Origin of the sequence: Xanthomonas sp. XNM01 (assembly GCF_014851915.1) — a bacterium.
GTDB lineage: Bacteria > Pseudomonadota > Gammaproteobacteria > Xanthomonadales > Xanthomonadaceae > Pseudoxanthomonas.
The window spans coordinates 56,834-82,626 of the sequence record NZ_JACVAP010000003.1; the positions used below are offsets into that span (position 1 = coordinate 56,834).

Genomic DNA, 25,793 nt, shown 5'->3' on the forward strand with positions numbered 1-25,793 from the left:
GCGCGGAAACGTCGCGATGCACCGCCACAGGGCGCCTGCGCGCACCGCGCAGGCCGGACACACCCCCCACCAGCAGGCGGCGGGCGCGCTGCGAAACGGCTCAGGCGCCGGCCGCGACCGGCCGCTGGTTCTGCTTGCGCACGATCGCCATCGCGATCTCCAGCGACTGTTCGTAGTTCAGGCGCGGGTCGACGGTCGAGCGGTAAGCGCGCTCCAGGTCGGTCTCGGTCAGCTCGCGCGCGCCGCCGGTGCATTCGGTGACGTCCTCGCCGGTCAGCTCCAGATGCACGCCGCCCAGACGGGTGCCGGCGGCCGCATGCAGATCGAATGCCTGCTCGAGCTCGCCGAGGATGTTGGCGAACCGGCGCGTCTTGTAGCCGTTGGCGGTGCTCTCGGTATTGCCGTGCATCGCATCGCAGACCCACAGCACGCGACGGCCGTCGCGGCGCACCGCTTCCAGAAGGGTCGGCAGCTTCTGCGCGATCTGCGCCGCGCCCATGCGATGGATGAAGGTCAGCCGGCCCGGCTCGTCGTCGGGGTTGAGCACGTCGATCAGGCGCAGCAGCTGGTCCGGCTGCACCGACGGTCCGACCTTGATCGCGATCGGGTTGCGGATGCCGCGGAAGTACTCCACATGCGCGCCATCCAGCGCGGCGGTGCGCATGCCGATCCACGGGTAATGCGTGGACAGGTTGAACCAGCCCCACTGGCGCGGCACCTGCCGGGTCAACGCCTCCTCGTACGGCAGCAGCAGCGCTTCGTGCGAGGTGAAGAAATCGATCCGGTTGAGGTTGTGCACCTCGGCGCCGGCCAGCGTCTCCATGAAACGCACCGCCTCGCCGATCGAATTGACCATCTTCTGGTAGTCCTCGGCCAGCGGCGAGCAGCCGACCCAGCTGAGGTTCCAGTACTCGGGGTGATGCAGGTCGGCGAAGCCGCCGTCGATCAGCGCCCGCACGAAGTTCATCGTCATCGCCGAGCGTGCATGCGCGGTGATCATCCGCTGCGGATCGGGTACCCGGGCCTCGGCGGTGAAGGCCGGGCCGTTGACCACGTCGCCGCGGTAGCTGGGCAGCGTGACCCCGTCACGGGTCTCGGTGTCGGCAGAGCGCGGCTTGGCGTACTGGCCGGCGAAGCGGCCGACGCGCACCACCGGCAGGTGCAGGCCGTGCACCAGCACCAGGCTCATCTGCAGCAGCACCTTGAGCCGGTTGGAGATGGTGCCGGACTCGCAGTCGCTGAAGTTCTCGGCGCAGTCGCCGCCCTGCAGCAGGAAGCGCTTGCCTTCCTGCGCCTCGGCCAGCTGCCGCTTCAACGCGAAGATCTCCCACGAGGTCACCAGCGGCGGCAGGCGGCCGAGCTCGTCGGTGGCCGCCGCCAGCGCCTGCGGGTCCGGATACTGCGGCAGCTGCAGCGCAGGGCGTTCGCGCCAGCTGGCGGGCGCCCAGTCCTGCGGCAGCCGTACCGGATGGGGATGGCGGTCCACTGTGTTCATGGCGCGGGTGTCCTGCAGAAGGCGGTGCGGCGGAAGAGACTCAGAGACGGTGCCGCGAGCGGCGCTTGCGGAACGCGGCGAACAGGCCCCAGGCCGCCAGCAGCACGAAGCCGATCAGGCTCCACACCGGCATGCTCAGGCCGAACAGCGTCCAGTCCACGGTGCCGCAGTCGCCGGTGCCGGTCAGCACGCGGCGGACCAGCTCCATCGGGCCCATCGTCTCCTGCAGGAAGCCCAACGGCGGGCCGCAGGACGGCGCGGTGCCGGCCGGCAACATCTGCAGCCACACATGCCGCCCGGCGATGCCGATGCCGACCAGCGAGGCCAGCGCCACCAGTGCGCCGTAACCGCCGCGCCCGCCGGGCGTCCTGGGCCCGTGCAGCGCGCCGATCAGGAACACCAGCGCCAGCGCCGCATAGGCGATGCGCTGGAAGATGCACAGCGGGCAAGGCTCGAGGCCGTCGTGCAGCTGCGTGTAGATCGCGTACCCCAGGAGTGCGACGCAGGCGAGGAAGCCTGCGAAGAACTGCGCGCGGAAACCCCAGCGCATCGGATTCATCGACGTCAAAGCCTGTCGGAAAAGGTCGCCGCCGATTATTCCGCATCGGCGGCCACGACGTCACCCTCACATCGGCCTGCCGAAACGAAAAACCCCGGCCTGGGCCGGGGTTCTCGTGACGCGGCAGGGCGGGCCTGCTGGATTACTCGGCCGCCTGCGGGCGATCGACCAGCTCGACGTAGGCCATCGGCGCATTGTCGCCGGCGCGGAAGCCGCACTTCAGCAGACGCAGGTAGCCGCCCGGACGGCTGGCGTAGCGCGGGCCCAGGATGGTGAACAGGTTGCCGACGGCTTCCTTGTCACGCAGGCGGGCGAAGGCCAGACGACGGTTGGCGACGGAGTCGACCTTGGCCAGGGTGATCAGCGGCTCGGCGACGCGGCGCAGTTCCTTGGCCTTCGGCAGGGTGGTCTTGATCAGCTCGTGCTTGAACAGCGACGCGGCCATGTTCTTGAACATCGCCTCGCGGTGGGCGCTGGTGCGGCTGAACTTGCGGCCGGCTTTCTGGTGACGCATGGGTGTGATTCCTTATGTGAATGATGGAGCGTTGAACGTCGTTGTCGCCTTCCAGGCGCTGGAGCAATGGACTGCGGATGGCCCTGACCGTCCTTCCTGGCCGGTCGGCGCCGCGGACTTCGAGGTCCGTCGACGCGGTACTGCGTACTGCTTGAAACGGCAGGTCCCCGCGCGGCGTACCGCGCAGGGACCTGCGATCACGCTCAGCCCAGCATGCCGTGGCTGGCGACGCCGGCCGGCGGCCAGTTCTCCAGCTTCATGCCCAGGGACAGGCCGCGCTGGGCCAGGACTTCCTTGATCTCGGTGAGCGACTTCTTGCCGAGGTTGGGGGTCTTGAGCAGCTCGACTTCGGTCTTCTGGATCAGGTCGCCGATGTAGTAGATGCTCTCGGCCTTCAGGCAGTTGGCCGAACGCACGGTCAGCTCGAGGTCGTCGATCGGGCGCAGCAGCACCGGATCCACGCCGGTCGGAGCCGCCTTTGCGGCGCCGCGGTCGCGGTGGGTGAAGTCGCCGAACACCGACAGCTGGTCGCTGAGGATGTCGGCGGCGGTGCGCACGGCTTCCTCGGCATCGATGGTGCCGTTGGTCTCGATGTCGATGACCAGCTTGTCCAGGTCGGTGCGCTGCTCGACGCGCGCGGCTTCGACCGCGTAGGCGACGCGGCGGACCGGCGAGAACGAAGCGTCCAGCATCAGGCGACCGATCGCACGGGTCTCGTCGTCCGGACGGCGGCGCGCGGCGGCCGGCTGATAGCCGAAGCCACGCTCGATCTTCAGGCGCATGTTCAGCGCCGTGTCCTTGGTCAGGTGGCAGATCACGTGGTCGACGTTCAGGATCTCGACGTTGTGGTCGGTCTTGATGTCGCCGGCGGTGACGACGCCCGGGCCCTGCTTGGCCAGGCTCAGCGTCGCGCTCTCGCCGGTGTGCATGCGGATCGCGACGTCCTTCAGGTTGAGCAGGACTTCCAGCACGTCTTCCTGCAGACCCTCGACGGTGGTGTACTCATGCAGCACGCCGTCGATCTCGACCTCGGTGATCGCAAAGCCCGGGATCGAGGACAGCAGCACGCGCCGCAGCGCGTTGCCGAGCGTGTGGCCATAGCCCCGCTCCAGCGGCTCGATCACGATCTTGGCGCGATTGTCGGTAAGGCGTTCGATCTGCGGTCCGCGCGGGCGCAGGACCTGGTTTGCGGTAACCGTCATGTTGCGGATTCTCCTGCAGTAAGCCGACGACCCGGTGAATCGGCGGCTTGGCTTGTGGCCCCGTCATCCGGGGACGGCCGGATGGCGACACGACGCGATCCGGCCGGGGGTGGAATGCGACGCCGCGCCCCGGAGGGCGCGGCGGATTGCCACGTATTACTTCGAGTACAGCTCGACGATCAGCGCTTCGTTGATGTCGGCCGGCAGGTCCGCGCGGTCCGGAACGGCCTTGAACACGCCGCTGAACTTCTTCGCGTCGACCTCGACCCACGACGGGTTCAGGTCATGCTGCTCGGCGACGGTCAGGGCTTCCTGGACGCGCAGCTGCTTCTGTGCCTTCTCGGACAGGGCAATCGCGTCGCCGGCCTTGACCTGGTACGACGGCAGGTTCACCGGCTTGCCGTTGACCAGCACGCCACGGTGCGAGACCAGCTGGCGGGCGGCCGGACGGGTCACCGCGAAGCCCATGCGGTAGATCACGTTGTCCAGACGGGTTTCCAGCAGCTGCAGGAGGTTCTCGCCGGTGTTGCCCTTCTTGGTCGAGGCCTTCTTGTAGTAGTTGCGGAACTGGCGCTCCAGCAGACCGTAGATACGCTTGACCTTCTGCTTCTCGCGCAGCTGGGTGGCGTAGTCGGACAGCTTGCCCTTGCGCGCGGTGGCGCCGTGCTGGCCGGGCTTCTGCTCCAGCTTGCACTTGGAGTCCAGCGCACGGGCCGGGCTCTTGAGGGACAGGTCGGCGCCTTCGCGGCGCGCGAGCTTACAGGTAGGACCGATATAACGAGCCATTTCTTATCGCCCCCTTAGACGCGACGCTTCTTCGGCGGACGGCACCCGTTGTGCGGGATTGGCGTCACGTCGATGATGTTGGTGATCTTGTAGCCCACGTTGTTCAGCGAACGCACGGCCGACTCACGACCCGGACCCGGGCCCTTGATGCGCACTTCCAGCGACTTCACGCCGTAGTCGAGCGCGGCCTTGCCGGCCTTCTCGGCGGCGACCTGGGCAGCGAACGGGGTCGACTTGCGCGAACCGCGGAAACCCGCGCCGCCGGAGGTCGCCCACGACAGCGCGTTGCCCTGGCGGTCGGTGATGGTCACGATGGTGTTGTTGAACGAAGCGTGCACGTGTGCAATGCCGTCGGTGACGACGCGCTTGATCTTCTTCTTGGTCTTGGCAGCAGCTGGCTTGGCCATGTCTTATCCCTTACTTCCTGATCGCCTTGCGCGGACCCTTGCGGGTGCGGGCGTTGGTACGGGTGCGCTGGCCACGCAGCGGCAGGCCGCGACGGTGGCGCAGGCCGCGGTAGCAGCCGAGGTCCATCAGACGCTTGATGGCCATGCCCACTTCGCGACGCAGGTCGCCTTCGACGATGTACTTGCCGATCTCGGCGCGCAGGCGCTCGATTTCCGGCTCGGACAGGTCACGGATCTTGGTGACGGAAGCCACACCAGCGGCCTCGCACACCTTCTTCGACCGGGTGCGGCCGATGCCATAGATGCTCTGCAACCCCACCCACACATGCTTGTGGGTCGGCAGGTTGACGCCTGCAATACGCGCCATGACGCGATCTCCAAACTTGAGGGTCGGCACACGCCCATGGCGCGTCCGACTGGATTGGTTCAAAAGTGAACTGCGAATGTTATCAATGTCTCGGATTACATGGAAGCCCGTGGTCCGAAGACCGCAGGCCCGGCATGGGGAGTGTGCCCATGCTCCGGCGCCGGACGATACTGACGGAGCCGGTTACCCGTTCCGCCGGCCGCGCTACTCCAGCGCAGCAACCGCATCGTCTCACCCGCGCGCGAGACGTCGCACGGGCCGCCCATCTTGAAAGCTCCGGTCGCATCCGGAGGACCGGCGGGATGGGCCCGCCGGCCATTGGGTCGGATCAACCGCGGGCAAGACCGCCGCGGCTGCCACCCTTGAGGTTGGCCTTCTTGAGCAGGCTCTCGTACTGGTGGGACATCAGGTGCGCCTGGATCTGCGCGATGAAATCCATCACCACCACCACCACGATCAGCAGCGAAGTGCCGCCGAAGTAGAACGAGGTGCCGAGCTGGGTGCGCATCACTTCAGGCAACAGGCAGACCAGCACCAGGTACACCGAGCCGGCTGCCGTCAGACGGGTCAGCACGCCATCGATGTAGTCGGCGGTGGCCTTGCCCGGACGGATGCCCGGAATCAGCGCGCCCGACTTCTTCAGGTTGTCCGCGGTTTCCTGCGAGTTGAACACCAGCGCGGTGTAGAAGAACGCGAAACCACTGATCAGCGCCGCGAACACGATCATGTGCAGCGGCTCGCCCGGCGCCAGCGCGTTGGCGACGCGCTGCAGCCAGGTGACCGACGTCGCCTGCCCGGACCACATGCTCAGGGTCGCCGGGAACGCCAGGATGCTCGACGCGAAGATCGCCGGGATCACGCCCGCCATGTTGAGCTTCAGCGGCAGGAACGAGGTCTGGTTCATGTACGCGTTGCGGCCACCTTGGCGACGCGCGTAGTTCACCGTGATGCGGCGCTGGCCGCGTTCGACGAACACCACGAACCAGGTGAAGGCAAGCACCACGACCACGATCAGCAGCAGCGAGATGAAGTTCATGCTGCCGCTGCGGTAGGCCTCGACCGTCTGGATCACGGCGCCCGGAAGCCCGGCCACGATGCCCGCGAAGATGATCAGGGACACACCGTTGCCGATGCCGCGCTCGGTGACCTGCTCGCCGACCCACATCAGGAAGATGGTGCCGGCGGTCAGCGCGATCACCGCGGTCAGCACGAAGCCCATGCCCGGCGCGTACACCACCGGCATGCCGCCCGGGGCGGTCTGGTTCTGCAGCGCCATCGCGATGCTGCCGCCCTGCACGATCGCCAGGCCCACCGCACCGATGCGGGAGTACTGGGTGATCTTGCGACGACCGGACTCGCCCTCCTTCTGCAACGCCTTGAGCGCCGGGAAGATGTGGACGGCCAGCTGCATCACGATCGACGCCGAGATGTACGGCATCACGTTGAGCGCGAAGATGCTGAACCGGTGCAGGGCGCCGCCCGAGAACATGTTGAACATGTCCACGATGCCGCCGCCCTGCGCCTGCATCATCGCCAGCATCGCATCCGGGTTGACGCCAGGCACCGGCACGAAGCAGCCGATGCGGTAGACGATCAACGCACCCAGCACGAACAGCAGGCGCTGGCGAAGTTCGGTGAACTTGCCAAGACCGCTGCCGAGATTGCCGATGCCGCTCTGCGCCATGTGCCGGTTACTCCTCGATGCTGCCGCCGGCGGCTTCGATCGCCGCCTTGGCGCCGGCCGTGGCCGCCACGCCCTTGATGGTCAGCTTGCGCGACAGCTCGCCCTTGAGGACGATCTTGGCGCGCTTGGCCCGCGACGGCACCAGGTTGGCTGCACGCAGGGCCGCGAAGTCGACGGTGTCGCCCTCGATCAGCGCCAGCTTGTACAACAGCACCTCGGCGGTGTCCTTGGCCGTCATCGAACGGAAGCCGATCTTCGGCAGACGACGCTGCATCGGGGTCTGGCCGCCTTCGAAGCCGGCCTTGATCTTGCCCTTGCCCGAACGAGCGAAGGAACCCTTGTGACCGCGGCCAGCGGTCTTGCCCAGGCCGGAACCGATGCCGCGACCGACGCGGGTCCGTTCCTGACGGGCGCCCTCTGCGGGCTTGAGAGTATTCAGACGCATGGGATTCTCCTTACTCCTCGACCCGCACCAGGTAGTGCAGCTGATTGATCAGACCGCGGACCTGCGGGCTGTCCTTCAGCTCGCGCACGTCGTTGAGCTTGTTCAGGCCCAGAGCCTTCACCGACAGGCGGTGACGGGACTGGGTGCCGCGCAGGCCGCGCACCAGGCGCACCTTGACGGTCTTGGCGGATTCATTAGCCATGGGTGATCTCCTCGACCTTCTTGCCGCGCTTGGCCGCGATGCGGGCCGGCGACTGGGTTTCGGTCAGACCACGCACGGTGGCGCGGACCAGATTGATCGGGTTGCGCGAACCGGTGGCCTTGGCCAGCACGTTCTTCACGCCGACCGCTTCCAGCACGGCACGCATCGCGCCACCAGCGATCACGCCGGTACCTTCCGACGCCGGCTGCATGAACACGCGGGCTGCGCCGTGGCCCGACTTGATCGGGTGCCACAGGGTGCCGTTGTTCAGGTCGACGGTCGCCATGTTCTTGCGGGCGTACTCCATCGACTTCTGGATCGCGACCGGCACTTCGCGCGCCTTGCCGTAACCGAAGCCGACCTTGCCCTCGCCGTCGCCGACCACGGTCAGCGCGGTGAAGGTGAACTGGCGGCCACCCTTGACGGTCTTGCTGACGCGGTTGACCGCGACCAGCTTCTCGATCATGCCGTCGTCGATCTTCTCTTCGCGGTTGCGATCACGATCGCGGCCGCGCGGTGCACGTTCTTCTGCCATCTCGAAATTCCTTGACTATGGGATATGTACGGCTCGTGGCCGCTTGTTGTTGTTGAGTGCAGCAGTGACGCAGCTGACGCCCGCAGAAGGGGCGCCGTGCCCGGCGCAGTCCGCGCCGGCGGAGAAACCGGGCCCGCCCGCTGGCAGGCCCGGGGGAATCAGAACTGCAGGCCGCCTTCGCGGGCCGCGTCGGCCAGGGCCTTGATGCGGCCATGGAAACGGTAGCCCGAACGGTCGAACGCGACCTTCTCCACACCGGCGGCCTTGGCGCGCTCGGCGATCAGCTTGCCCACCTTGGCGGCGGCGTCGGCGTTCTTGCCGTTCTTCAGGCCATCCTTGACGTCGGCCTGCAGGGTGTTGGCGGCAGCCAGCACCTTGGAGCCGTCGGCGGTGAACAGCTGGGCGTACAGGTGCTGACCGGTACGCAGGACCGACAGGCGCGGCACGCCGAGCTTGCGGATGTGGGCGCGGGTCGACTTGGCGCGGCGCAGACGGGCGTTGTTCTTGATGCTCATGTGGGTGTCCTCGGAAAGCGGATCGGCTATCGGTCTGCCAGACCACCGGACCATGTCCGGCGGGCGGGACGGCCTTAGGCCTTCTTGGCTTCCTTGCGAATGATGACTTCGTCGGAGTACTTGACGCCCTTGCCCTTGTACGGCTCCGGCTTGCGGTACGCGCGGATCTTGGCGGCGACTTCGCCCACCAGCTGCTTGTCCGCGCCCTGGACCAGGATCTCGGTCTGGGTCGGGGTGCTGATGGTGATGCCTTCCGGCGCCACGTACACGACCGGGTGCGAGAAGCCGAGCGACAGGCTCAGATCCTTGCCCTGCATCGCGGCGCGGTAACCGACGCCGACCAGCTCGAGCTTGCGCTCGAAGCCTTCGGAGACGCCCTTGACCATGTTGGCCAGGATCGCGCGGACGGTACCGGTCAGCGGCACCAGCGAGGCGTCGTTCGCCGACAGCACGGCATTGCCGTCTTCGACTGCGATCTGCACGCCGACCGGCTTGGCCAGCGACAGGGTGCCCTTCGGACCCTTCGCGCTGACGCTTTCCGGCTGGATGTTCAACTCAACGCCCTTCGGCAGGGCGATCGGCTTCTTGGCTACGCGGGACATGTGTCGTACTCCTTAGGCCACGTAGCAAAGGACTTCGCCACCGACGCCGGCGCGACGCGCCTGCGCATCGGTCATGATGCCCTGCGAAGTGGAGATGATGGCCACGCCCAGCCCGCCGAGCACCTTCGGCAGCTCGCTCTTGCCGCGGTACAGGCGCAGGCCCGAACGCGAAGCGCGCTTGAGCGTCTCGATGACCGGACGGCCTTCGAAGTACTTCAGCACGATTTCCAGCTCGGTCTTGTTGTTCTCGCCCGGGGTGACGCGCAGGTCCGAGATGTAGCCCTCGGCCTTCAGCACGTTGGCGATCGCGACCTTGATCTTGGAGGACGGCAGCTTCACCGTCTGCTTGCCGACGGCGGCCGCATTCTTGATGCGGACCAGCATGTCGGCGATGGGATCAGTCATGCTCATGTGCGGTTCCTATGAGTGCACCGATATCCGCTTTCGCGAAAATCTTTGGTTGTCCTGGAGGGGCCAGGGCCCATGTCAGCCCCGGACCGGGTCCGGGGAAGCGCGGAAGTATACGACATAAACCCGGCCATGTGGCCGGGTTCGTGTCCGCCGGGCCGGATCCGCGGATCCGGCCGGTCCCCTGCCCCATCGGGACAGGACACCTGGCGTCGGGCCTTACCAGCTGGCCTTGCGCAGGCCGGGCACGTCGCCGCGCATGGTGGCTTCACGCAGCTTGTTGCGGCCCAGGCCGAACTTGCGGTACACGCCGCGCGGACGGCCGCTCAGCTCGCAACGGTTGCGCTGGCGGCTCGGCGACGAGTCGCGGGGCAGCTTGGCCAGCTTGGTCGCGGCCTCGACCTTCTCCTCGTAGGAGGCGGTCTGGCTGGAAACGACCTTCTTCAGCTCGTCACGCTTGGCCGCGTACTTCTTGGCCAGCTTGGCGCGCTTGAGATCGCGGTTCACCATCGAAGTCTTTGCCATGTCAGGTTTCCTCGCGGATCAGTTGCGGAACGGGAACTTGAACGCTGCGAGCAGCGCCTTCGCTTCCGCGTCGGTCTTGGCGGTGGTGGTGATGGCGATATCCATGCCACGGACGGCGTCGACGGCGTCGAAGTCGATTTCCGGGAAGATGATCTGTTCCTTCACGCCCATGTTGAAGTTGCCGCGACCGTCGAACGACCGGCCCGACACGCCGCGGAAGTCGCGGACGCGCGGCAGCGAGACGCTGATCAGACGATCGAAGAACTCGAACATCTGGGCGCGACGCAGCGTGACCTTGCAGCCGATCGGCCAGCCGTCACGGATCTTGAACGAGGCAACGGAAACGCGCGCCTTGGTGGTCACCGGCTTCTGGCCGGTGATCCGGGCCAGGTCGGCAACGGCGTTTTCCAGGACCTTCTTGTTCGTGGCCGCCTCGCCCACGCCCATGTTGAGCGTGATCTTGGTGAGCTTCGGAACCTGCATCGGATTGGTGTAGCCGAACTCCTTGATCAGGGCCGGCACCACTTCTTCCTTGTAGAACTTTTCGAGCCGCGTGGTCATGACTTCATTCCTCAGGCGTCGAGCGCCTCACCACTGGAGCGGAACACACGCAGTTTGCGTCCATCCTCCAGGACCTTGAAACCGATGCGCTCGCCCTTGCCGGTGGCAGGATTGAGCGGCATCACGTTGGAAATGTGGATCGAGGCTTCACGCTCGACCACGCCGCCGGCGACGCCCGCCTGCGGGTTCGGCTTGGTGTGCCGCTTGACCAGGTTGACGTTGGAAACGACCACACGGTCGCCATCCACGCGCACAACCTCGCCCTGCTTGCCCTTGTCCTTGCCGGTGGTGACGACGACCTGGTCGCCCTTCTTGATACGGTTTGCCATGTCTGCTTCCTCCGCTCAGAGCACTTCAGGCGCGAGCGAAACGATCTTCATGAACTTCTCGGAACGCAGCTCACGGGTCACCGGTCCGAAGATACGGGTACCGATCGGTTCCTGCTTGTTGTTCAGCAGGACGGCAGCGTTGCCATCGAAGCGGATCAGCGAACCGTCCGGGCGACGCACACCCTTGCGGGTACGGACAACAACGGCGTCGTAGACTTCGCCCTTCTTGACCTTGCCACGCGGGATGGCGTCCTTGACGGTCACCTTGATGATGTCACCGATGCCGGCGTAACGGCGCTTGGAGCCGCCGAGCACCTTGATGCACATCAGTTCCTTGGCGCCGGAGTTGTCGGCGGCGTCGAGGTAGCTCTGCATCTGGATCATGATTCAGATCTCCCTTATTCAGCCGCGCGGGTGACGATTTCCACCACGCGCCAGTTCTTGGTCTTGGACAGCGGCGCGATCTCCGTCACGCGCACCACGTCGCCTTCGCTGCAGGCGTTGTCGGCGTCGTGGGCGTGGAGCTTGGTCGAGCGCTTGATGTACTTGCCGTACAGGGCGTGCTTGACCTGGCGCTCCACCAGAACGGTGACCGTCTTGTCCATCTTATTGCTGACGACGCGGCCTTCGACCGTGCGCAGCGTCTTGCTTTCAGTATTGTCGCTCATCGCTGCGATCCCTTACTTGTTGCTGCCGAGCAGGGTCTTGACGCGAGCGATCTCGCGGCGCACCCGGCCGGTTTCGTGGGTCTTCGACAGCTGACCGGTCACCTTCTGCATGCGCAGGGAGAACTGCTCCTTGCGCAGGTCCAGCAGGTGCTCCTTCAGCTGGTCAGCCGACTTTTCGCGGAGTTCGTTGATCGTAGCCATTAGCGCACCGTGCGGGTCACGAAGGTGGTGGTGACCGAGAGCTTGGCCGCCGCCAGGCGGAAGGCCTCGCGTGCCACGTCTTCCGGCACACCCTCGATTTCATAGATCATGCGGCCCGGCTGGATCTGGGCGACCCAGTACTCGACGTTACCCTTGCCCGAGCCCATGCGGACTTCGATCGGCTTCTGGGTGATCGGCTTGTCGGGGAACACGCGGATCCACATCTTGCCGCCACGCTTGACGTAGCGGCTGATCGTGCGGCGGGCCGCCTCGATCTGGCGGGCGGTCAGGCGGCCGAAATCGGTCGCCTTCAGGCCGTACTCGCCGAACGACACGGCGTTGGCGCTCCAGCTCAGGCCGTCGTTACGACCCTTGTGCTGCTTGCGGTATTTGGTTCGCTTGGGTTGCAACATGGCCGTTACCTCGCTTCACGTGCAGGACGCGACGGACGGTCGCCACGGTCACCGCGATCGTTACGATCGTTGCGCGGGCTGTCGTCCTGCTTTTCCTGGCCAACCTGGGAGAAATCGAAGACTTCGCCCTTGTAGACCCACACCTTGATGCCGATCACGCCATAGGTGGTGTGCGCCTCGGCAAAGCCGTAGTCGATGTCCGCACGCAGGGTGTGCAGCGGAACGCGACCTTCGCGGTACCACTCCGAGCGCGCGATCTCGGCGCCGTTGAGGCGACCGGCGACGTTGACCTTGATGCCCAGGGCGCCCAGGCGGATCGCATTGCCCACGGCGCGCTTCATCGCACGACGGAACATGATGCGGCGCTCGAGCTGCTGCGCGATCGACTCGGCCACCAGCTGCGCGTCGAGTTCCGGCTTGCGGACCTCGGTCACGTTGATGTGAGCCGGGACACCCATCAGCGCGCTGACTTCCTTGCGCAGCTTCTCGATGTCCTCGCCACGCTTGCCGATCACCACGCCCGGACGGGCGGTGTGGATCGTGACGCGCGCGGTCTTGGCGGGACGCTCGATCAGGATCTTGCTGATCCCGGCCTGCGCCAGCTTCTTGCGCAGCATCTCGCGAACCTTCAGGTCGGCCGCCAGGTACTGGGCGTACTCGCCCTTGTCGGCATACCACTTCGAATTCCAGTCCTTGGCGATACCGAGGCGGATTCCGGTCGGATGAACTTTATGACCCATCGTCTTTTCCTTTGTCCGCTTACTTGCCGGCGCCCACGACCACAGTGATGTGGCTGGTGCGCTTGAGGATGCGGGTGCCGCGGCCCTTGGCCCGGGCCATGAAACGCTTCAGGGTCGGACCTTCGTCGACCATGATCGTCTTGACCTTGAGCTCGTCGACGTCGGCGCCCTGGTTGTTCTCGGCATTGGCAATAGCCGACTCGACCACCTTCTTGATGAGGGCGGCGGCCTTCTTGTCCGAGAACTTCAGCAGCGCGACGGCGCGTTCGGCCGGCAGACCACGCACCTGGTCGGCGACCAGGCGGGCCTTCTGGGGGGAGATGCGCGCAGTGCGCAGGATGGCTTTCGCTTCCATGGTCATCTCTCCTTACTTCGACTTCTTGTCGCCGCCGTGACCCTTGAAGGTCCGGGTGACAGCGAACTCGCCGAGCTTGTGGCCGACCATGTTCTCGTTGACCAGCACCGGAACGTGGTTCTTGCCGTTATGCACAGCGATGGTGAAGCCCACCATTTCCGGCAGGATCATGGAACGGCGCGACCAGGTCTTGATCGGCTTCTTGGTGCCGCCCGCGGTCTCCACCTTCTTGACGAGGTGGTGATCGACGAACGGGCCTTTCTTGAGGGAACGTGGCATGGTCGATTAGCCCCTACGATCACGGACGATGAATTGCTGGGTGCGCTTGTTCTTGCGCGTCTTGTAACCCTTGGTCGGCACGCCCCACGGAGTAACCGGGTGCGGGTTGCCCTGGCCGGCCTTGGCCTCACCACCGCCGTGCGGATGGTCGACCGGGTTCATGGCCGCACCGCGGACGGTCGGCTTGACGCCACGCCAGCGCTTCGCACCGGCCTTGCCCAGCTTTTCGAGGTTGTGCTCGTCGTTGCCGACTTCGCCGATGGTGGCGCGGCACTCGGCCGGCACCTTGCGCATTTCGCCCGAACGCAGGCGGAGCAGCGCGTAGACGCCTTCGCGGGCGACCAGCTGCACGGCGGCACCGGCGGCACGCGCGATCTGCGCACCCTTGCCCGGCTTCAGCTCGATGCAGTGCACCGTCGTACCGACCGGGATGTTGCGCAGCGGCAGCGTGTTGCCGGCCTTGATCGGCGCATCCGAACCCGCGATCACCTGATCGCCGGCCTTCAGGCCCTTCGGCGCGATGATGTAGCGGCGCTCGCCGTCGGCGTAGCACAGCAGGGCGATGTGCGCGGTACGGTTCGGGTCGTACTCGATCCGCTCGACGCGCGCCACGATGCCTTCCTTGTTGCGCTTGAAGTCGATCAGGCGGTAGTGCTGCTTGTGGCCACCACCGATGTGACGGGTGGTGATGCGGCCATGGTGGTTACGGCCACCGGACTTGCTCTGCTTCTCGACGAGCGCCGCGTGCGGCGCGCCCTTGTGCAGGTCGGGGGTGACCACGCGCACGGCGGAACGACGGCCGGCGGAGGTGGGTTTGAACTTCATCAATGGCATGGGATGTACCTCAGGCCTTGGCGGACACGTCGATGCTCTGGCCTTCGGCCAGGCGCACGTACGCCTTACGCCAGTCGCCGCGGCGACCGGAACGGAAGCGGAAGGACTTGCTCTTGCCCTTCACGTTGACGACGTTGACCGACTCGACCTTCACGGCGAACAGCTCTTCCACTGCAGCCTTGACGTCAGCCTTGGTGGCGTCGTTCGAAACTTCGAACACGTACTGGTTGCTCACTTCCTGCAGACGCGCGGTCTTTTCGGAAACGCGCGGAGCCAGCAGCACGCTGAAAACCTTCTCATTGGTGCTCATGCCAGCCACTCCTCGACCTTCTTGACCGCATCGGCGGTGATCAGCACGGAATCGGCGCCGACCAGGGCGACCGGATCCAGGCCCTGCACGTCGCGGACCTGCACGTACGGCAGATTGCGGGCGGACAGGAACAGGTTCTCGGAGGCGTCCTCGGTGACGATCAGCGGGCGCTTGCCCAGCTCGAAACCGGCCAGCTTCTCGACCAGCGCGCTGGTCTTGACGGCATCGACGTCGAACGCGTCGACGACCTTCAGACGGCCCTGGCGGTTCAGCTCGGACAGGATCACTGCCATCGCCGCGCGGTACATCTTGCGGTTGACCTTCTGCGCGAAGCTGCGCGGCTTGGCCGCGAAGGTCACGCCGCCGCCGACGAAGATCGGAGCCGTCAGTGCGCCATGACGCGCGCCGCCGCCCTTCTGCTTCTTCGACTTCTTGGTGGTGCCATTGACCTCGGCGCGGGTCTTCTGCGCCTTGGTGCCGGCGCGACCGGCGTTGCGGTAGGCAACCACGACCTGGTGGACCAGGTCCTCGCTGAATTCGCGACCGAACACCGCGTCGGAGACCGACAGCTTGTTGGCGCTACCCGTAATGGTGAGTTCCATCATGCTTCTCCTTACGCCTTGCTCGCCGGACGCACGACCACGTCGCCACCCGGAGCTCCCGGAACGGCGCCACGGACGGCGATCAGACCGCGCTCGGCATCCACGCGCACAACCTCGAGGTTCTGCACGCTCTGCACCTCGGCACCCATGTGGCCGGACATCTTCTTGCCCGGGAACACACGGCCCGGCGTCTGACGCTGGCCGATCGAACCCGGCGAGCGATGCGACAGCGAGTTACCGTGGGTCGCATCGCCCATGGTGAAGTTGTGGCGCTTGATCGTGCCCTGGAAGCCCTTGCCCTTGGTCACGCCCTGGACGTCGACGATCTGGCCGACCTCGAAGATGTCGGCCTTGATTTCGCCACCGATGGCGAAATCACCGATCTTCTCGTCGGCGACGCGGAACTCCCACAGACCGCGGCCGGCTTCGACCTTGGCTTTGGCGTAGTGGCCGGCCTGCGGCTTGTTGACAAGCGCGGCGCGGCGGGTGCCGGTGGTGATCTGGACGGCGCTGTAGCCGTCGACCTCGACCGTCTTCACCTGGGTGATGCGGTTCGGGGTGGCTTCGATCAGGGTGACCGGAACGGAACGACCGTCCTCGGTGAAGATGCGGCTCATGCCAGCCTTGCGGCCGACGATGCCCAACGAATACTTCTTCGCAGTCATGGTCGGTTACCTCAAGCCAGCTTGATCTGGACGTCGACGCCAGCCGCGAGTTCGAGCTTCATCAGCGCGTCCACGGTCTTGTCGTTGGGGTCCACGATATCGAGCACGCGCTTGTGCGTGCGGGTCTCGTACTGGTCGCGCGCATCCTTGTCGGCATGCGGGGAGACGAGAATGGTGTAACGCTCGATCTTGGTCGGCAGCGGAATCGGGCCACGCACCTGCGCGCCAGTCCTTTTTGCCGTCTCGACGATCTCGCTGGCCGAACGGTCGATCAAACGGTGATCGAACGCCTTGAGCCGAATCCGGATCTTTTGGTCCGCCATGACGGAGTTCCTTCGTTATAAAGAGCGACGGGCGCGGCCTCTGGGATGCCTGCCCCGGATGGTTCACAACTAAGCGAGGAAGGCCCGGACGGAGCCCGCAACGCCGGGGCCTCCTGGCCCCAAAAACGCGGGCAGACCAGCAAGCCGGTCTGCCCAGACGGAAAAGTATAGAGCGCGCAAACGACGGAGTCAACAGCTTGCGCTGTTGTCCGTGATCAGTCCACGCGACCTTCCCTGTCCGGCGAACACGAGGCGCATCCTGCACCTCTTTTCGCTGTGTTCCGGCGACCTACCCCGCCCAGGCGGGGTGGTCGCTCACGGTTGCCTTACTTGGTGATCTTGGAGACCACGCCGGCGCCGACGGTACGGCCGCCTTCGCGGATCGCGAAGCGCAGGCCTTCGTCCATCGCCACCGGGTTGATCAGGGTGACGGCCATCTTCACGTTGTCACCCGGCATCACCATCTCCACGCCTTCCGGCAGCTCGACCGCACCGGTGATGTCGGTGGTGCGGAAGTAGAACTGCGGACGGTAGCCCTTGAAGAACGGGGTGTGGCGGCCGCCCTCGTCCTTCGACAGCACGTAGACTTCGGCGTCGAACGAGGTGTGCGGGGTGATCGAACCCGGCTTGGCCAGCACCTGGCCGCGCTCGACGTCGTCACGCTTGGTGCCGCGCAGCAGCAGACCGGCGTTGTCGCCTGCCTGGCCCTGGTCCAGCAGCTTGCGGAACATTTCCACGCCGGTGACGGTGGTCTTCTGGGTCGGACGGATGCCGACGATCTCGATTTCCTCGCCCACCTTGATCACGCCGCGCTCGATGCGGCCGGTCACCACGGTGCCGCGGCCCGAGATCGAGAACACGTCCTCGACCGGCATCAGGAACGGACGGTCGATCGCACGCTCCGGCTCCGGAATCCAGGTGTCCAGCGCCTCCACCAGCTTGATGATCGCCGGCACGCCGATGTCGCTCTGGTCGCCTTCCAGCGCCAGGCGGGCCGAACCGTGCACGATCGGGGTGTCGTCACCCGGGAAGTCGTACTTGCTCAGCAGCTCGCGCACTTCCATCTCGACCAGCTCGAGCAGCTCGGCGTCGTCGACCATGTCGGCCTTGTTCAGAAACACGACGATGTACGGCACGCCGACCTGACGCGACAGCAGGATGTGCTCGCGGGTCTGCGGCATCGGACCGTCGGCAGCCGAGCACACCAGGATCGCGCCGTCCATCTGCGCGGCGCCGGTGATCATGTTCTTGACGTAGTCGGCGTGGCCCGGGCAGTCGACGTGGGCGTAGTGACGGGTCGGGGATTCGTACTCGACGTGCGCGGTCGAGATCGTGATGCCGCGCGCCTTCTCTTCCGGCGCCGCGTCGATCGCGTCATAGGCCTTGAACTCGCCACCGAAGCGCTCGGCGCCGATCTTGGTCAGCGCGGCGGTCAGCGTGGTCTTGCCGTGGTCGACGTGACCGATGGTGCCGACGTTGACGTGCGGCTTGGTGCGCTCGAACTTACCCTTTGCCATGGTTGTAGAACCTCTTGCTCAACTTTGAGAAATGCGCGGTCGCGCCGGGCGCGACCGCATGTCTGTGTCAGGCGCCCTGCCCGCCTCCCGGAGGAGGCGGCGCAATGGATCAGCCCTTCTTGGTGACCGTGTCGGCGATGTTCTGCGGAGCCGGCTCGTAGTGGTCGAACTCCATCGAGAACGTCGCGCGACCCTGGGTCATCGAACGCAACTGGGTGGCGTAACCGAACATCTCGCCCAGCGGAATCATCGCGTTGATGACGCTGCCCGAAACGCTGGTGTCCGAACCCTGCAGGACGCCGCGGCGACGGCTGACGTCGCCCATCACGTCACCCTGGTAGTCGTCCGGGGTCACGATCTCGACCTTCATGATCGGCTCCAGCAGCACCGGCTTGGCCTTCGCGAAGCCCTGCTTGAACGCCATCGAGGCGGCCAGCTTGAACGCCATTTCCGAGGAGTCGACGTCGTGGTACGAGCCGAACACCAGCTTGACCTTCACGTCCACGACCGGGAAGCCGGCCAGCGGACCGCTGGTGATCGTCTCGCGCAGGCCCTTCTCGACCGACGGGATGAATTCCTTCGGAATCACGCCGCCGGTGATGTCGTTGATGAACAGGAAGTCGTCCTTGATGTCGCCGGCCAGCTTCTCGTTCGCACGGTCCTCGGGGGTCAGCGGCGACAGCTCGATCACGACGTGACCGTACTGGCCCTTACCACCGGACTGCTTGGCGTGCTTGTAGTCCGACTTCACGTCGGCCAGCTGGATGGTCTCGCGATAGGCGACCTGCGGCTTGCCGACGTTGGCCTCGACGTTGAACTCGCGCTTCATGCGGTCGACGATGATGTCCAGGTGCAGCTCGCCCATGCCCGAGATGATGGTCTGGCCGGACTCTTCGTCGGTCTTGACGCGGAACGACGGGTCTTCCTGCGCCAGACGACCCAGGGCCAGACCCATCTTTTCCTGGTCCGACTTGGTCTTCGGCTCGACCGCCATCGAGATGACGGGCTCCGGGAACACCATGCGCTCGAGCACGATCGGCGAGTCCTGGGCGCACAGGGTGTCACCGGTGGTGACGTCCTTCAGGCCCACGGCCGCTGCGATGTCGCCCGCCAGCACTTCCTTGATCTCCTCGCGGTTGTTGGAATGCATCTGCAGCAGGCGGCCGATGCGCTCCTTCTTGTTCTTGACCGAATTCAGCACGGCGTCGCCGGCGTTCAGCGTGCCGGAGTAGACGCGGAAGAAGGTCAGCGAACCCACGAACGGGTCGGTCATGATCTTGAACGCCAGGGCCGAGAACGGCGCCTTGTCGTCCGACTTGCGGGTCATTTCCTTGGTCTCGTCGTCGACGTCCACGCCCTTCACGTCGGGCACGTCCACCGGCGACGGCAGCAGGTTGATGACGCCGTCGAGCATGGCCTGCACGCCCTTGTTCTTGAACGCCGAGCCGCAGAACATCGGCACGATCTCGGTCGCCAGGGTGCGCTGACGCAGCGCGGCGATGATCTCGGCCTCGGTCAGCTCCTCGCCGCCCAGGTACTTCTCCATCAGCTCTTCGCTGGCCTCGGCGGCGGTCTCGACCATGTAGGCACGGTCGGCGTTCGCCTGCTCGACCAGGTCGGCCGGGATGTCGCGGTACTCGAAGGTCATGCCCTGCGAGGCGGTATCCCAGTGGATCGCCTTCATCTTCAGCAGGTCGACCACGCCCTCGAAGCCGTCCTCGGCGCCGATCGGCACCTGCATCGGCACGGCGACGGCACCCAGACGGGCCTTCAGCTGGTCACGGACCTTGAAGAAGTTGGCGCCGGTGCGGTCCATCTTGTTGACGAACGCGATGCGCGGCACGTGGTACTTGTTGGCCTGGCGCCACACGGTCTCCGACTGCGGCTGCACGCCGCCGACGGCGCACAGCACGAACACCGCACCGTCGAGCACGCGCAGCGAGCGCTCGACTTCGATGGTGAAGTCGACGTGCCCGGGGGTGTCGATGATGTTGAAGCGGTGTTCCGGGAACGACTTGTCCATGCCCTTCCAGAACGCGGTGGTGGCAGCGGACTGGATCGTGATGCCACGCTCCTGCTCCTGCTCCATCCAGTCCATGGTGGCGGCACCGTCGTGCACTTCACCGATCTTGTGGCTCTTGCCGGTGTAGAACAGGATGCGCTCGGACGTCGTGGTCTTGCCGGCATCGATGTGGGCCATGATGCCGAAGTTGCGGTAACGCTCGATGGGAGTAGTGCGGGCCACGGGAGCCTCTCGTTTGCTTTTGACTTTTGGAAGTAGGAGTGGCGCGCGGCGCCGGCTCCCCTGAAAAACGGAGGGCGCGGACCATGCCGCGCCGCCCGGACCGCCTGGGGTCGGGCCCCGCTCGGGGGCCCGGCCGCATTACCAGCGGTAGTGGGCGAAGGCCTTGTTGGCCTCGGCCATGCGGTGGGTCTCTTCGCGCTTCTTGATCGCGCCACCGCGGTTTTCCGACGCATCGAGCAGCTCGGCGGCCAGCTTGCGGGCCATCGTGTTCTCGCCGCGCTTGCGGGCCGAATCGATCAGCCAGCGCATCGACAGCGCCAGACGACGCGACGAACGCACTTCGACCGGCACCTGGTAGGTCGCACCACCGACGCGGCGGGACTTCACCTCGACGGCCGGCGACACGTTGTCGAGGGCCTTCTGGACCAGCTCGATCGGGTTCGGGTTCTTCTCGCCGATGACGTCCATCGCGTCATACACGATGTTTTCGGCGATCGACTTCTTGCCGCTCTTCATCACCATGTTGATGAAGCGGGCGATGGTCTCGCTCCCGTGCTTGGGATCGGGGAGGACGGAACGCTGGGGGGTAGAGCCTTTACGGGACATGATCGATTTCCTTAAGCCTTCGGACGCTTGGCGCCGTACTTGGAACGGCCCTGACGGCGCTTGCTCACGCCGGCGGCGTCGAGCGAACCACGGACGGTGTGGTAGCGCACACCCGGCAGATCCTTGACGCGGCCGCCGCGGATCAGCACCACGGAGTGCTCCTGCAGGTTGTGGCCTTCGCCGCCGATGTAGGAAATGACCTCGTAGCCGTTGGTCAGGCGCACCTTGGCGACCTTACGCAGCGCCGAGTTCGGCTTCTTCGGGGTGGTGGTGTACACGCGGGTGCAGACGCCACGGCGCTGCGGGCACTTCTCGAGCGCCGGCGAGGCACTCTTGTAGGTCGTCGCCTGCCGCGGCTTGCGGACCAGCTGGTTGATCGTCGCCATCTTTAAGGTTCTTCTGCTTGGGGCCCTGCACGGATGCCGGGGCCGGTACGTGAAAACGCACGGCAGGCCGAAGACGGCCTGCCGAGACATGAAAGTATAGCCGGGTGGCGAAAAAGCCGTCAACCAGCCCTACCCGTCCCTGTTGGCGGGCCGGGACGCCGGCGGTTGCCGGCCTCCCTTCCCGCGCGCGATGGCGTCCTGCCGTCGCGTCGTTCCCGGGGCCGGCGGACCGGCTCCCGGGAACTGCTGCTTACTCGGCGTCGTCGCCCGCCGCATCGGCGGCCGACTCGGTCACCGCCACCGGCTCGGCGCTGCCGCCGGCCAGGGTCTGCATCTCCGACTCGGTCAGACCGGTCGCGCTGCGGCGGCGCTGGCTGTGGTACGCCAGACCGGTACCGGCCGGGATCAGGCGGCCGACGATCACGTTCTCCTTCAGGCCGCGCAGGCTGTCACGGGTACCGCGCACGGCGGCCTCGGTCAGCACGCGGGTGGTCTCCTGGAAGGAGGCGGCCGAGATGAACGACTCGGTCGCCAGCGAGGCCTTGGTGATGCCCAGCAGGACCGGATCGAACTTGGCCACCAGCTCGTTGCGGTTGCCCAGGCGCACGTTCTCCTCGATCACACGCTGCTTCTCGACCTGCTCGCCATTCAGGAACCTGCTGTCGCCCTGGTCGGTGATCTCGACCTTGCGCAGCATCTGGCGGGTGATGACCTCGATGTGCTTGTCGTTGATCTTCACGCCCTGCAGGCGGTAGACGTCCTGGATTTCCTTGACCAGGTAGGCCGCCAGCGGCTCGATGCCCAGCAGGCGCAGGATGTCCTGCGGGCTCGGCTCGCCGTCCACCACGGTCTCGCCCTTGGTCACGTGCTCGCCTTCGAACACGATGATCTGGCGGTACTTCGGGATCAGCTCCTCGTGCTCCTCGCCGTCCGGCCCCTTGATGATCAGGCGCTGCTTGCCCTTGGTGTCCTTGCCGAAGCTGACCACGCCCGAGCGCTCGGCCAGGATCGCCGGATCCTTCGGCTTGCGCGCTTCGAACAGGTCGGCCACGCGCGGCAGACCACCGGTGATGTCGCGGGTCTTCGAGGCTTCCTGCGGGATCTTGGCGACCACGTCGCCGACGCCCACGGCCACGCCGTCCTGCAGGTTCACCAGCGAGCGCGGCGGCAGCATGTACTGCGCCGGCAGGTCGGTGCCCGGGATGGTCAGGTCGTTGCCGTCCTTGTCGACGATGCGCACGATCGGACGCAGGTCCTTGCCCTGCGAGCCGCGACGCTTCGGATCGGTGATCTCGCGCGAGGCTAGGCCGGTCAGTTCGTCGGTCTTCTCGATGACGGTGACGCCGTCGATGAAGTCGATGAAGCGCACGAAACCGGCCACTTCCGACACGATCGGGTGGTTGTGCGGATCCCAGTTGGCGACCGACTGGCCGGCCTTGATCTCCGCGCCGTCCTTGACCGTGATGGTCGCGCCGTACGGCAGCTTGTAGCGCTCGCGCTCGCGGCCGTGCGGATCGAGCACCGACACCTCGCCCGAACGCGACACCGCGACCAGGTGGCCGGCGGCATGCTCGACCGACTTGAGGTTGTTGAACTTGACCGAACCGGTGGTCTTGACGGTGATGTTGTCGACCGCAGCCGCACGCGACGCCGCACCACCGATGTGGAACGTACGCATGGTCAGCTGGGTACCCGGCTCGCCGATCGACTGCGCGGCGATGACGCCGACCGATTCGCCGATGTTGACCAGGTGACCACGGGCCAGGTCGCGGCCGTAGCAGTGGCCGCAGACGCCGAACGCCGATTCGCAGGTGATGGTCGAGCGGACCTTGATCGACTGCACGCCGGCATCTTCAAGACGCGCCACCCACTGCTCGTCGAGCAGGGTGTTGCGGGTGACGATCGGATCCTCGTCGTTGCCGGGCAGGAACACGTCCTCGCTGACCACACGGCCCAGCACGCGGTCCTTCAGCGGCTCGACCACGTCGCCGCCTTCCACGATCGGGGTCATGGTCAGGCCGTGCAGCGTGCCGCAGTCGACCTCGGTGATCACCACGTCCTGCGCCACGTCGACCAGACGACGGGTCAGGTAACCGGAGTTCGCGGTCTTCAGCGCGGTATCGGCCAGACCCTTACGGGCACCGTGCGTGGAGTTGAAGTACTCCTGCACGTTCAGGCCTTCGCGGAAGTTCGCCTTGATGGGCGTCTCGATGATCGAGCCGTCCGGGCGGGCCATCAGGCCGCGCATGCCGGCCAGCTGACGGATCTGCGCCTGCGAACCACGCGCGCCGGAGTCGGCCATGATGTACAGCGAGTTCATCGACTTCTCGTCGATGGTCTCGCCCTTGGCATTGAGGACCTTCTCGGTACCGATGGTTTCCATCATCGCCTTGGCGATGCGCTCGTTGGTGCGCGACCAGATGTCCACGACCTTGTTGTAGCGCTCGCCGGCGGTGACCAGACCGGACTGGTACTGCTCCTGGATTTCCAGCACCTCGGCCTCGGCCTCGGTCAGGATGCCCTTCTTCTCGTCCGGGATCAGCATGTCGTCGATGCCGATCGACACGCCGGCGCGGGTCGCGTAGGCGAAGCCGGTGTACATCAGCTGGTCGGCGAACACGACCGTGTCCTTCAGGCCCAGCTGGCGGTAGCACGAGTTGATCAGGCGCGAGATGTTCTTCTTGCTCAGCTCGGTGTTGGCCAGCGCGAACGGCAGGCCGTCCGGCAGGATCTCGGCCAGCAGCGCGCGACCGACCGTGGTGTCCACGATGGTCGGCTTGCGGGTCTTGTTGCCCTGCTCGTCGATCGTGGTCTCGTTGATGCGGACCTTGACCTTGGCGTGCAGCTCGACGGTGCGGTTGTCGTAGGCGCGCTTGACCTCGGCGACGTTGGCGAACGCCATGCCCTCGCCCTTCTTGTTCTCCAAGGCGCGGGTCATGTAGTACAGGCCGAGCACGACGTCCTGCGACGGCACGATGATCGGCTCGCCGTTGGCCGGCGACAGGATGTTGTTGGTCGACATCATCAGCGCGCGCGCTTCCAGCTGGGCTTCCAGCGAGAGTGGCACGTGGACGGCCATCTGGTCGCCGTCGAAGTCGGCGTTGAACGCGGTGCAGACCAGCGGGTGCAGCTGGATCGCCTTGCCTTCGATCAGCACCGGCTCGAACGCCTGGATGCCCAGACGGTGCAGGGTCGGCGCACGGTTCAGCAGCACCGGATGCTCGCGGATGACCTCTTCCAGGATGTCCCAGACCTCGGCTTCTTCGCGCTCGACCAGCTTCTTGGCGGCCTTGATCGTGGTGGCCAGGCCGCGACGCTGCAGCTTGGCGAACACGAACGGCTTGAACAGCTCCAGCGCCATCTTCTTCGGCAGGCCGCACTGGTGCAGGCGCAGGTACGGACCGACCACGATGACCGAACGGCCCGAGTAGTCGACGCGCTTGCCCAGCAGGTTCTGGCGGAAGCGGCCCTGCTTGCCCTTGATCATGTCGGCCAGCGACTTGAGCGGGCGCTTGTTGGTGCCGGTGATGGCGCGGCCGCGGCGGCCGTTGTCCATCAGGGCATCGACCGACTCCTGCAGCATGCGCTTTTCGTTGCGCACGATGATGTCCGGAGCGTTGAGCTCCAGCAGGCGGCGCAGACGGTTGTTGCGGTTGATGACGCGGCGGTACAGGTCGTTCAGGTCGGAGGTCGCGAAGCGGCCGCCGTCCAGCGGCACCAGCGGGCGCAGATCCGGCGGCAGCACCGGCAGCACGGTCATGACCATCCACTCCGGACGGTTGCCGGACTCGATGAAGGCCTCGATCAGCTTGATCCGCTTGGTCAGGCGCTTGAGCTTGGTCTCCGAACCGGTGGCGGCGATCTCTTCCTTAAGGCGGACCACTTCCGATTGCAGGTCGATCGTGCGCAGCAGGTCATAGACCGCCTCGGCGCCCATCGCGGCGTCGAAGTCGTCGCCATGCTCCTGGCGCGCCTGCAGGTACTGCTCCTCGTTGAGCAGCTGGCGGCGCTCGAGCGGGGTCAGGCCCGGCTCGGTCACCACGAAGGCTTCGAAGTACAGCACGCGCTCGATGTCGCGCAGGGTCATGTCCAGCATCAGGCCGATGCGCGACGGCAGCGACTTGAGGAACCAGATGTGCGCGACCGGCGAGGCCAGGTCGATGTGGCCCATGCGCTCGCGACGGACCTTGGCCAGGGTGACCTCGGTGCCGCACTTCTCGCAGACCACGCCGCGGTGCTTCATGCGCTTGTACTTGCCGCACAGGCACTCGTAGTCCTTGATCGGGCCGAAGATGGCCGCGCAGAACAGGCCGTCACGTTCCGGCTTGAAGGTGCGGTAGTTGATCGTTTCCGGCTTCTTCACTTCGCCGAAGGACCACGAACGGATCAGGTCCGGCGAGGCCAGCGCGATCTTGATCGCATCGAAGTCCAGCGTCTGGCGCTGCTGGTTGAAGAGGTTGAGCAGGTCTTTCATTTCTTTTCTCCGTCAGGAGTTGGAGGCGATTCGGTGGCT

At 65.8% G+C, this 25,793-nt stretch carries 34 protein-coding genes; all 34 read right to left on the bottom strand.

The genetic code is table 11. From position 1 onward, the window contains the following. Window positions 1-100: 100 nt before the first annotated feature. On the bottom strand, window positions 101-1,495 hold the full coding sequence (locus IB242_RS11525) for a 3-deoxy-7-phosphoheptulonate synthase class II (protein WP_192279409.1): 1,395 nt from the start codon (window positions 1,493-1,495) through the stop codon (window positions 101-103). A gap of 40 nt (window positions 1,496-1,535) precedes the next feature. Next, window positions 1,536-2,054 carry a disulfide bond formation protein B gene (locus tag IB242_RS11530; RefSeq protein ID WP_192279410.1) on the bottom strand — a complete coding sequence of 173 codons (519 nt, stop codon included), beginning with the start codon at window positions 2,052-2,054 and terminating at the stop codon, window positions 1,536-1,538. Between the two features lie 142 nt (window positions 2,055-2,196). Further along, complete coding sequence (rplQ, locus tag IB242_RS11535) at window positions 2,197-2,568, bottom strand: 50S ribosomal protein L17 (RefSeq protein WP_192279412.1); 372 nt, start codon at window positions 2,566-2,568, stop codon at window positions 2,197-2,199. Between the two features lie 203 nt (window positions 2,569-2,771). Continuing rightward, window positions 2,772-3,770, bottom strand: coding sequence for a DNA-directed RNA polymerase subunit alpha (rpoA, locus tag IB242_RS11540; RefSeq protein ID WP_192279414.1), 999 nt, complete (start codon window positions 3,768-3,770; stop codon window positions 2,772-2,774). 156 nt (window positions 3,771-3,926) lie between these two features. Continuing rightward, window positions 3,927-4,556: a 30S ribosomal protein S4 gene (gene rpsD, locus IB242_RS11545; RefSeq protein WP_192279422.1), complete on the bottom strand. Its 630-nt coding sequence runs from the start codon at window positions 4,554-4,556 to the stop codon at window positions 3,927-3,929. Window positions 4,557-4,570: 14 nt separating this feature from the next. Next, entirely contained in the window at window positions 4,571-4,963 is a 393-nt protein-coding gene (gene rpsK, locus IB242_RS11550) for a 30S ribosomal protein S11 (protein ID WP_013535974.1), read from the bottom strand. A gap of 10 nt (window positions 4,964-4,973) precedes the next feature. Next, the gene (gene rpsM, locus IB242_RS11555) at window positions 4,974-5,330 is read right to left on the bottom strand and encodes a 30S ribosomal protein S13 (RefSeq protein WP_192279424.1); all 357 of its coding nucleotides are present in this window, start codon (window positions 5,328-5,330) and stop codon (window positions 4,974-4,976) included. A 328-nt stretch (window positions 5,331-5,658) separates the two neighbouring features. Then, window positions 5,659-7,014, bottom strand: a complete 1,356-nt coding sequence (secY, locus tag IB242_RS11560; RefSeq protein WP_192279426.1) for a preprotein translocase subunit SecY — start codon at window positions 7,012-7,014, stop codon at window positions 5,659-5,661. A 7-nt stretch (window positions 7,015-7,021) separates the two neighbouring features. Beyond that, complete coding sequence (gene rplO / locus IB242_RS11565) at window positions 7,022-7,459, bottom strand: 50S ribosomal protein L15 (protein WP_192279428.1); 438 nt, start codon at window positions 7,457-7,459, stop codon at window positions 7,022-7,024. Window positions 7,460-7,469: 10 nt separating this feature from the next. Beyond that, window positions 7,470-7,661: a 50S ribosomal protein L30 gene (rpmD, locus tag IB242_RS11570; protein ID WP_192279430.1), complete on the bottom strand. Its 192-nt coding sequence runs from the start codon at window positions 7,659-7,661 to the stop codon at window positions 7,470-7,472. Beyond that, window positions 7,654-8,196: a 30S ribosomal protein S5 gene (gene rpsE, locus IB242_RS11575; RefSeq protein ID WP_192279432.1), complete on the bottom strand. Its 543-nt coding sequence runs from the start codon at window positions 8,194-8,196 to the stop codon at window positions 7,654-7,656. Before rpsE ends, rpmD begins: the two co-directional genes overlap by 8 nt. A 158-nt stretch (window positions 8,197-8,354) precedes the next feature. After that, entirely contained in the window at window positions 8,355-8,711 is a 357-nt protein-coding gene (rplR, locus tag IB242_RS11580; protein ID WP_192279434.1) for a 50S ribosomal protein L18, read from the bottom strand. Between the two features lie 74 nt (window positions 8,712-8,785). After that, window positions 8,786-9,313, bottom strand: coding sequence for a 50S ribosomal protein L6 (gene rplF / locus IB242_RS11585; protein ID WP_192279436.1), 528 nt, complete (start codon window positions 9,311-9,313; stop codon window positions 8,786-8,788). Window positions 9,314-9,325: 12 nt separating this feature from the next. Beyond that, a complete protein-coding gene (gene rpsH, locus IB242_RS11590) occupies window positions 9,326-9,724 on the bottom strand; it encodes a 30S ribosomal protein S8 (protein WP_192279438.1) in 399 nt (132 codons plus the stop codon). Between the two features lie 216 nt (window positions 9,725-9,940). Then, window positions 9,941-10,246, bottom strand: coding sequence for a 30S ribosomal protein S14 (gene rpsN / locus IB242_RS11595; protein ID WP_192279440.1), 306 nt, complete (start codon window positions 10,244-10,246; stop codon window positions 9,941-9,943). Between the two features lie 18 nt (window positions 10,247-10,264). Continuing rightward, window positions 10,265-10,807 (bottom strand): 50S ribosomal protein L5, encoded by a 543-nt coding sequence (gene rplE / locus IB242_RS11600; protein ID WP_192279442.1) that lies wholly within the window; start codon window positions 10,805-10,807, stop codon window positions 10,265-10,267. An 11-nt stretch (window positions 10,808-10,818) separates the two neighbouring features. Beyond that, complete coding sequence (gene rplX, locus IB242_RS11605; protein ID WP_162407462.1) at window positions 10,819-11,136, bottom strand: 50S ribosomal protein L24; 318 nt, start codon at window positions 11,134-11,136, stop codon at window positions 10,819-10,821. Between the two features lie 15 nt (window positions 11,137-11,151). Further along, a complete protein-coding gene (gene rplN / locus IB242_RS11610; protein WP_013535986.1) occupies window positions 11,152-11,520 on the bottom strand; it encodes a 50S ribosomal protein L14 in 369 nt (122 codons plus the stop codon). 14 nt (window positions 11,521-11,534) lie between these two features. Further along, a complete protein-coding gene (rpsQ, locus tag IB242_RS11615) occupies window positions 11,535-11,804 on the bottom strand; it encodes a 30S ribosomal protein S17 (protein ID WP_192279444.1) in 270 nt (89 codons plus the stop codon). A gap of 12 nt (window positions 11,805-11,816) precedes the next feature. Further along, entirely contained in the window at window positions 11,817-12,005 is a 189-nt protein-coding gene (rpmC, locus tag IB242_RS11620; protein WP_192279446.1) for a 50S ribosomal protein L29, read from the bottom strand. Continuing rightward, on the bottom strand, window positions 12,005-12,418 hold the full coding sequence (gene rplP, locus IB242_RS11625) for a 50S ribosomal protein L16 (RefSeq protein WP_192279448.1): 414 nt from the start codon (window positions 12,416-12,418) through the stop codon (window positions 12,005-12,007). The genes rpmC and rplP overlap by 1 nt, the downstream gene beginning before the upstream one ends. A gap of 5 nt (window positions 12,419-12,423) precedes the next feature. Further along, complete coding sequence (rpsC, locus tag IB242_RS11630) at window positions 12,424-13,158, bottom strand: 30S ribosomal protein S3 (protein ID WP_192279450.1); 735 nt, start codon at window positions 13,156-13,158, stop codon at window positions 12,424-12,426. Between the two features lie 19 nt (window positions 13,159-13,177). Then, a complete protein-coding gene (rplV, locus tag IB242_RS11635; RefSeq protein ID WP_192279459.1) occupies window positions 13,178-13,513 on the bottom strand; it encodes a 50S ribosomal protein L22 in 336 nt (111 codons plus the stop codon). A gap of 12 nt (window positions 13,514-13,525) precedes the next feature. Then, complete coding sequence (rpsS, locus tag IB242_RS11640) at window positions 13,526-13,792, bottom strand: 30S ribosomal protein S19 (RefSeq protein ID WP_192279461.1); 267 nt, start codon at window positions 13,790-13,792, stop codon at window positions 13,526-13,528. A 6-nt stretch (window positions 13,793-13,798) separates the two neighbouring features. Further along, window positions 13,799-14,626 carry a 50S ribosomal protein L2 gene (gene rplB / locus IB242_RS11645; protein ID WP_192279463.1) on the bottom strand — a complete coding sequence of 276 codons (828 nt, stop codon included), beginning with the start codon at window positions 14,624-14,626 and terminating at the stop codon, window positions 13,799-13,801. 10 nt (window positions 14,627-14,636) lie between these two features. Further along, entirely contained in the window at window positions 14,637-14,936 is a 300-nt protein-coding gene (gene rplW, locus IB242_RS11650; protein ID WP_192279465.1) for a 50S ribosomal protein L23, read from the bottom strand. Then, a complete protein-coding gene (gene rplD, locus IB242_RS11655; protein ID WP_192279467.1) occupies window positions 14,933-15,538 on the bottom strand; it encodes a 50S ribosomal protein L4 in 606 nt (201 codons plus the stop codon). The genes rplW and rplD overlap by 4 nt, the downstream gene beginning before the upstream one ends. An 11-nt stretch (window positions 15,539-15,549) precedes the next feature. After that, window positions 15,550-16,203, bottom strand: coding sequence for a 50S ribosomal protein L3 (rplC, locus tag IB242_RS11660; protein WP_192279469.1), 654 nt, complete (start codon window positions 16,201-16,203; stop codon window positions 15,550-15,552). Between the two features lie 11 nt (window positions 16,204-16,214). After that, window positions 16,215-16,526: a 30S ribosomal protein S10 gene (rpsJ, locus tag IB242_RS11665; protein WP_013535997.1), complete on the bottom strand. Its 312-nt coding sequence runs from the start codon at window positions 16,524-16,526 to the stop codon at window positions 16,215-16,217. 326 nt (window positions 16,527-16,852) lie between these two features. Continuing rightward, the gene (gene tuf / locus IB242_RS11670) at window positions 16,853-18,043 is read right to left on the bottom strand and encodes an elongation factor Tu (protein ID WP_192279471.1); all 1,191 of its coding nucleotides are present in this window, start codon (window positions 18,041-18,043) and stop codon (window positions 16,853-16,855) included. 109 nt (window positions 18,044-18,152) lie between these two features. Beyond that, window positions 18,153-20,288: an elongation factor G gene (gene fusA / locus IB242_RS11675; RefSeq protein WP_192279473.1), complete on the bottom strand. Its 2,136-nt coding sequence runs from the start codon at window positions 20,286-20,288 to the stop codon at window positions 18,153-18,155. A 138-nt stretch (window positions 20,289-20,426) separates the two neighbouring features. Next, window positions 20,427-20,894 (bottom strand): 30S ribosomal protein S7, encoded by a 468-nt coding sequence (gene rpsG / locus IB242_RS11680; RefSeq protein ID WP_192279482.1) that lies wholly within the window; start codon window positions 20,892-20,894, stop codon window positions 20,427-20,429. A gap of 11 nt (window positions 20,895-20,905) precedes the next feature. Next, window positions 20,906-21,280, bottom strand: coding sequence for a 30S ribosomal protein S12 (gene rpsL / locus IB242_RS11685; RefSeq protein ID WP_192279484.1), 375 nt, complete (start codon window positions 21,278-21,280; stop codon window positions 20,906-20,908). 250 nt (window positions 21,281-21,530) lie between these two features. After that, the gene (gene rpoC, locus IB242_RS11690; protein WP_192279486.1) at window positions 21,531-25,754 is read right to left on the bottom strand and encodes a DNA-directed RNA polymerase subunit beta'; all 4,224 of its coding nucleotides are present in this window, start codon (window positions 25,752-25,754) and stop codon (window positions 21,531-21,533) included. Between the last annotated feature and the right edge of the window lie 39 nt (window positions 25,755-25,793).

What these genes read in the sequence shown, in the direction of transcription:
- IB242_RS11525 (WP_192279409.1), bottom strand. Translation starts at nt 1,495, where the DNA reads ATGAACACAGTGGACCGCCATCCCCATCCGGTACGGCTGCCGCAGGAC.
- IB242_RS11530 (WP_192279410.1), bottom strand. Translation starts at nt 2,054, where the DNA reads ATGAATCCGATGCGCTGGGGTTTCCGCGCGCAGTTCTTCGCAGGCTTC.
- rplQ (WP_192279412.1), bottom strand. Translation starts at nt 2,568, where the DNA reads ATGCGTCACCAGAAAGCCGGCCGCAAGTTCAGCCGCACCAGCGCCCAC.
- rpoA (WP_192279414.1), bottom strand. Translation starts at nt 3,770, where the DNA reads ATGACGGTTACCGCAAACCAGGTCCTGCGCCCGCGCGGACCGCAGATC.
- rpsD (WP_192279422.1), bottom strand. Translation starts at nt 4,556, where the DNA reads ATGGCTCGTTATATCGGTCCTACCTGTAAGCTCGCGCGCCGCGAAGGC.
- rpsK (WP_013535974.1), bottom strand. Translation starts at nt 4,963, where the DNA reads ATGGCCAAGCCAGCTGCTGCCAAGACCAAGAAGAAGATCAAGCGCGTC.
- rpsM (WP_192279424.1), bottom strand. Translation starts at nt 5,330, where the DNA reads ATGGCGCGTATTGCAGGCGTCAACCTGCCGACCCACAAGCATGTGTGG.
- secY (WP_192279426.1), bottom strand. Translation starts at nt 7,014, where the DNA reads ATGGCGCAGAGCGGCATCGGCAATCTCGGCAGCGGTCTTGGCAAGTTC.
- rplO (WP_192279428.1), bottom strand. Translation starts at nt 7,459, where the DNA reads ATGCGTCTGAATACTCTCAAGCCCGCAGAGGGCGCCCGTCAGGAACGG.
- rpmD (WP_192279430.1), bottom strand. Translation starts at nt 7,661, where the DNA reads ATGGCTAATGAATCCGCCAAGACCGTCAAGGTGCGCCTGGTGCGCGGC.
- rpsE (WP_192279432.1), bottom strand. Translation starts at nt 8,196, where the DNA reads ATGGCAGAAGAACGTGCACCGCGCGGCCGCGATCGTGATCGCAACCGC.
- rplR (WP_192279434.1), bottom strand. Translation starts at nt 8,711, where the DNA reads ATGAGCATCAAGAACAACGCCCGTCTGCGCCGCGCCAAGTCGACCCGC.
- rplF (WP_192279436.1), bottom strand. Translation starts at nt 9,313, where the DNA reads ATGTCCCGCGTAGCCAAGAAGCCGATCGCCCTGCCGAAGGGCGTTGAG.
- rpsH (WP_192279438.1), bottom strand. Translation starts at nt 9,724, where the DNA reads ATGAGCATGACTGATCCCATCGCCGACATGCTGGTCCGCATCAAGAAT.
- rpsN (WP_192279440.1), bottom strand. Translation starts at nt 10,246, where the DNA reads ATGGCAAAGACTTCGATGGTGAACCGCGATCTCAAGCGCGCCAAGCTG.
- rplE (WP_192279442.1), bottom strand. Translation starts at nt 10,807, where the DNA reads ATGACCACGCGGCTCGAAAAGTTCTACAAGGAAGAAGTGGTGCCGGCC.
- rplX (WP_162407462.1), bottom strand. Translation starts at nt 11,136, where the DNA reads ATGGCAAACCGTATCAAGAAGGGCGACCAGGTCGTCGTCACCACCGGC.
- rplN (WP_013535986.1), bottom strand. Translation starts at nt 11,520, where the DNA reads ATGATCCAGATGCAGAGCTACCTCGACGCCGCCGACAACTCCGGCGCC.
- rpsQ (WP_192279444.1), bottom strand. Translation starts at nt 11,804, where the DNA reads ATGAGCGACAATACTGAAAGCAAGACGCTGCGCACGGTCGAAGGCCGC.
- rpmC (WP_192279446.1), bottom strand. Translation starts at nt 12,005, where the DNA reads ATGGCTACGATCAACGAACTCCGCGAAAAGTCGGCTGACCAGCTGAAG.
- rplP (WP_192279448.1), bottom strand. Translation starts at nt 12,418, where the DNA reads ATGTTGCAACCCAAGCGAACCAAATACCGCAAGCAGCACAAGGGTCGT.
- rpsC (WP_192279450.1), bottom strand. Translation starts at nt 13,158, where the DNA reads ATGGGTCATAAAGTTCATCCGACCGGAATCCGCCTCGGTATCGCCAAG.
- rplV (WP_192279459.1), bottom strand. Translation starts at nt 13,513, where the DNA reads ATGGAAGCGAAAGCCATCCTGCGCACTGCGCGCATCTCCCCCCAGAAG.
- rpsS (WP_192279461.1), bottom strand. Translation starts at nt 13,792, where the DNA reads ATGCCACGTTCCCTCAAGAAAGGCCCGTTCGTCGATCACCACCTCGTC.
- rplB (WP_192279463.1), bottom strand. Translation starts at nt 14,626, where the DNA reads ATGCCATTGATGAAGTTCAAACCCACCTCCGCCGGCCGTCGTTCCGCC.
- rplW (WP_192279465.1), bottom strand. Translation starts at nt 14,936, where the DNA reads ATGAGCACCAATGAGAAGGTTTTCAGCGTGCTGCTGGCTCCGCGCGTT.
- rplD (WP_192279467.1), bottom strand. Translation starts at nt 15,538, where the DNA reads ATGGAACTCACCATTACGGGTAGCGCCAACAAGCTGTCGGTCTCCGAC.
- rplC (WP_192279469.1), bottom strand. Translation starts at nt 16,203, where the DNA reads ATGACTGCGAAGAAGTATTCGTTGGGCATCGTCGGCCGCAAGGCTGGC.
- rpsJ (WP_013535997.1), bottom strand. Translation starts at nt 16,526, where the DNA reads ATGGCGGACCAAAAGATCCGGATTCGGCTCAAGGCGTTCGATCACCGT.
- tuf (WP_192279471.1), bottom strand. Translation starts at nt 18,043, where the DNA reads ATGGCAAAGGGTAAGTTCGAGCGCACCAAGCCGCACGTCAACGTCGGC.
- rpsG (WP_192279482.1), bottom strand. Translation starts at nt 20,894, where the DNA reads ATGTCCCGTAAAGGCTCTACCCCCCAGCGTTCCGTCCTCCCCGATCCC.
- rpsL (WP_192279484.1), bottom strand. Translation starts at nt 21,280, where the DNA reads ATGGCGACGATCAACCAGCTGGTCCGCAAGCCGCGGCAGGCGACGACC.
- rpoC (WP_192279486.1), bottom strand. Translation starts at nt 25,754, where the DNA reads ATGAAAGACCTGCTCAACCTCTTCAACCAGCAGCGCCAGACGCTGGAC.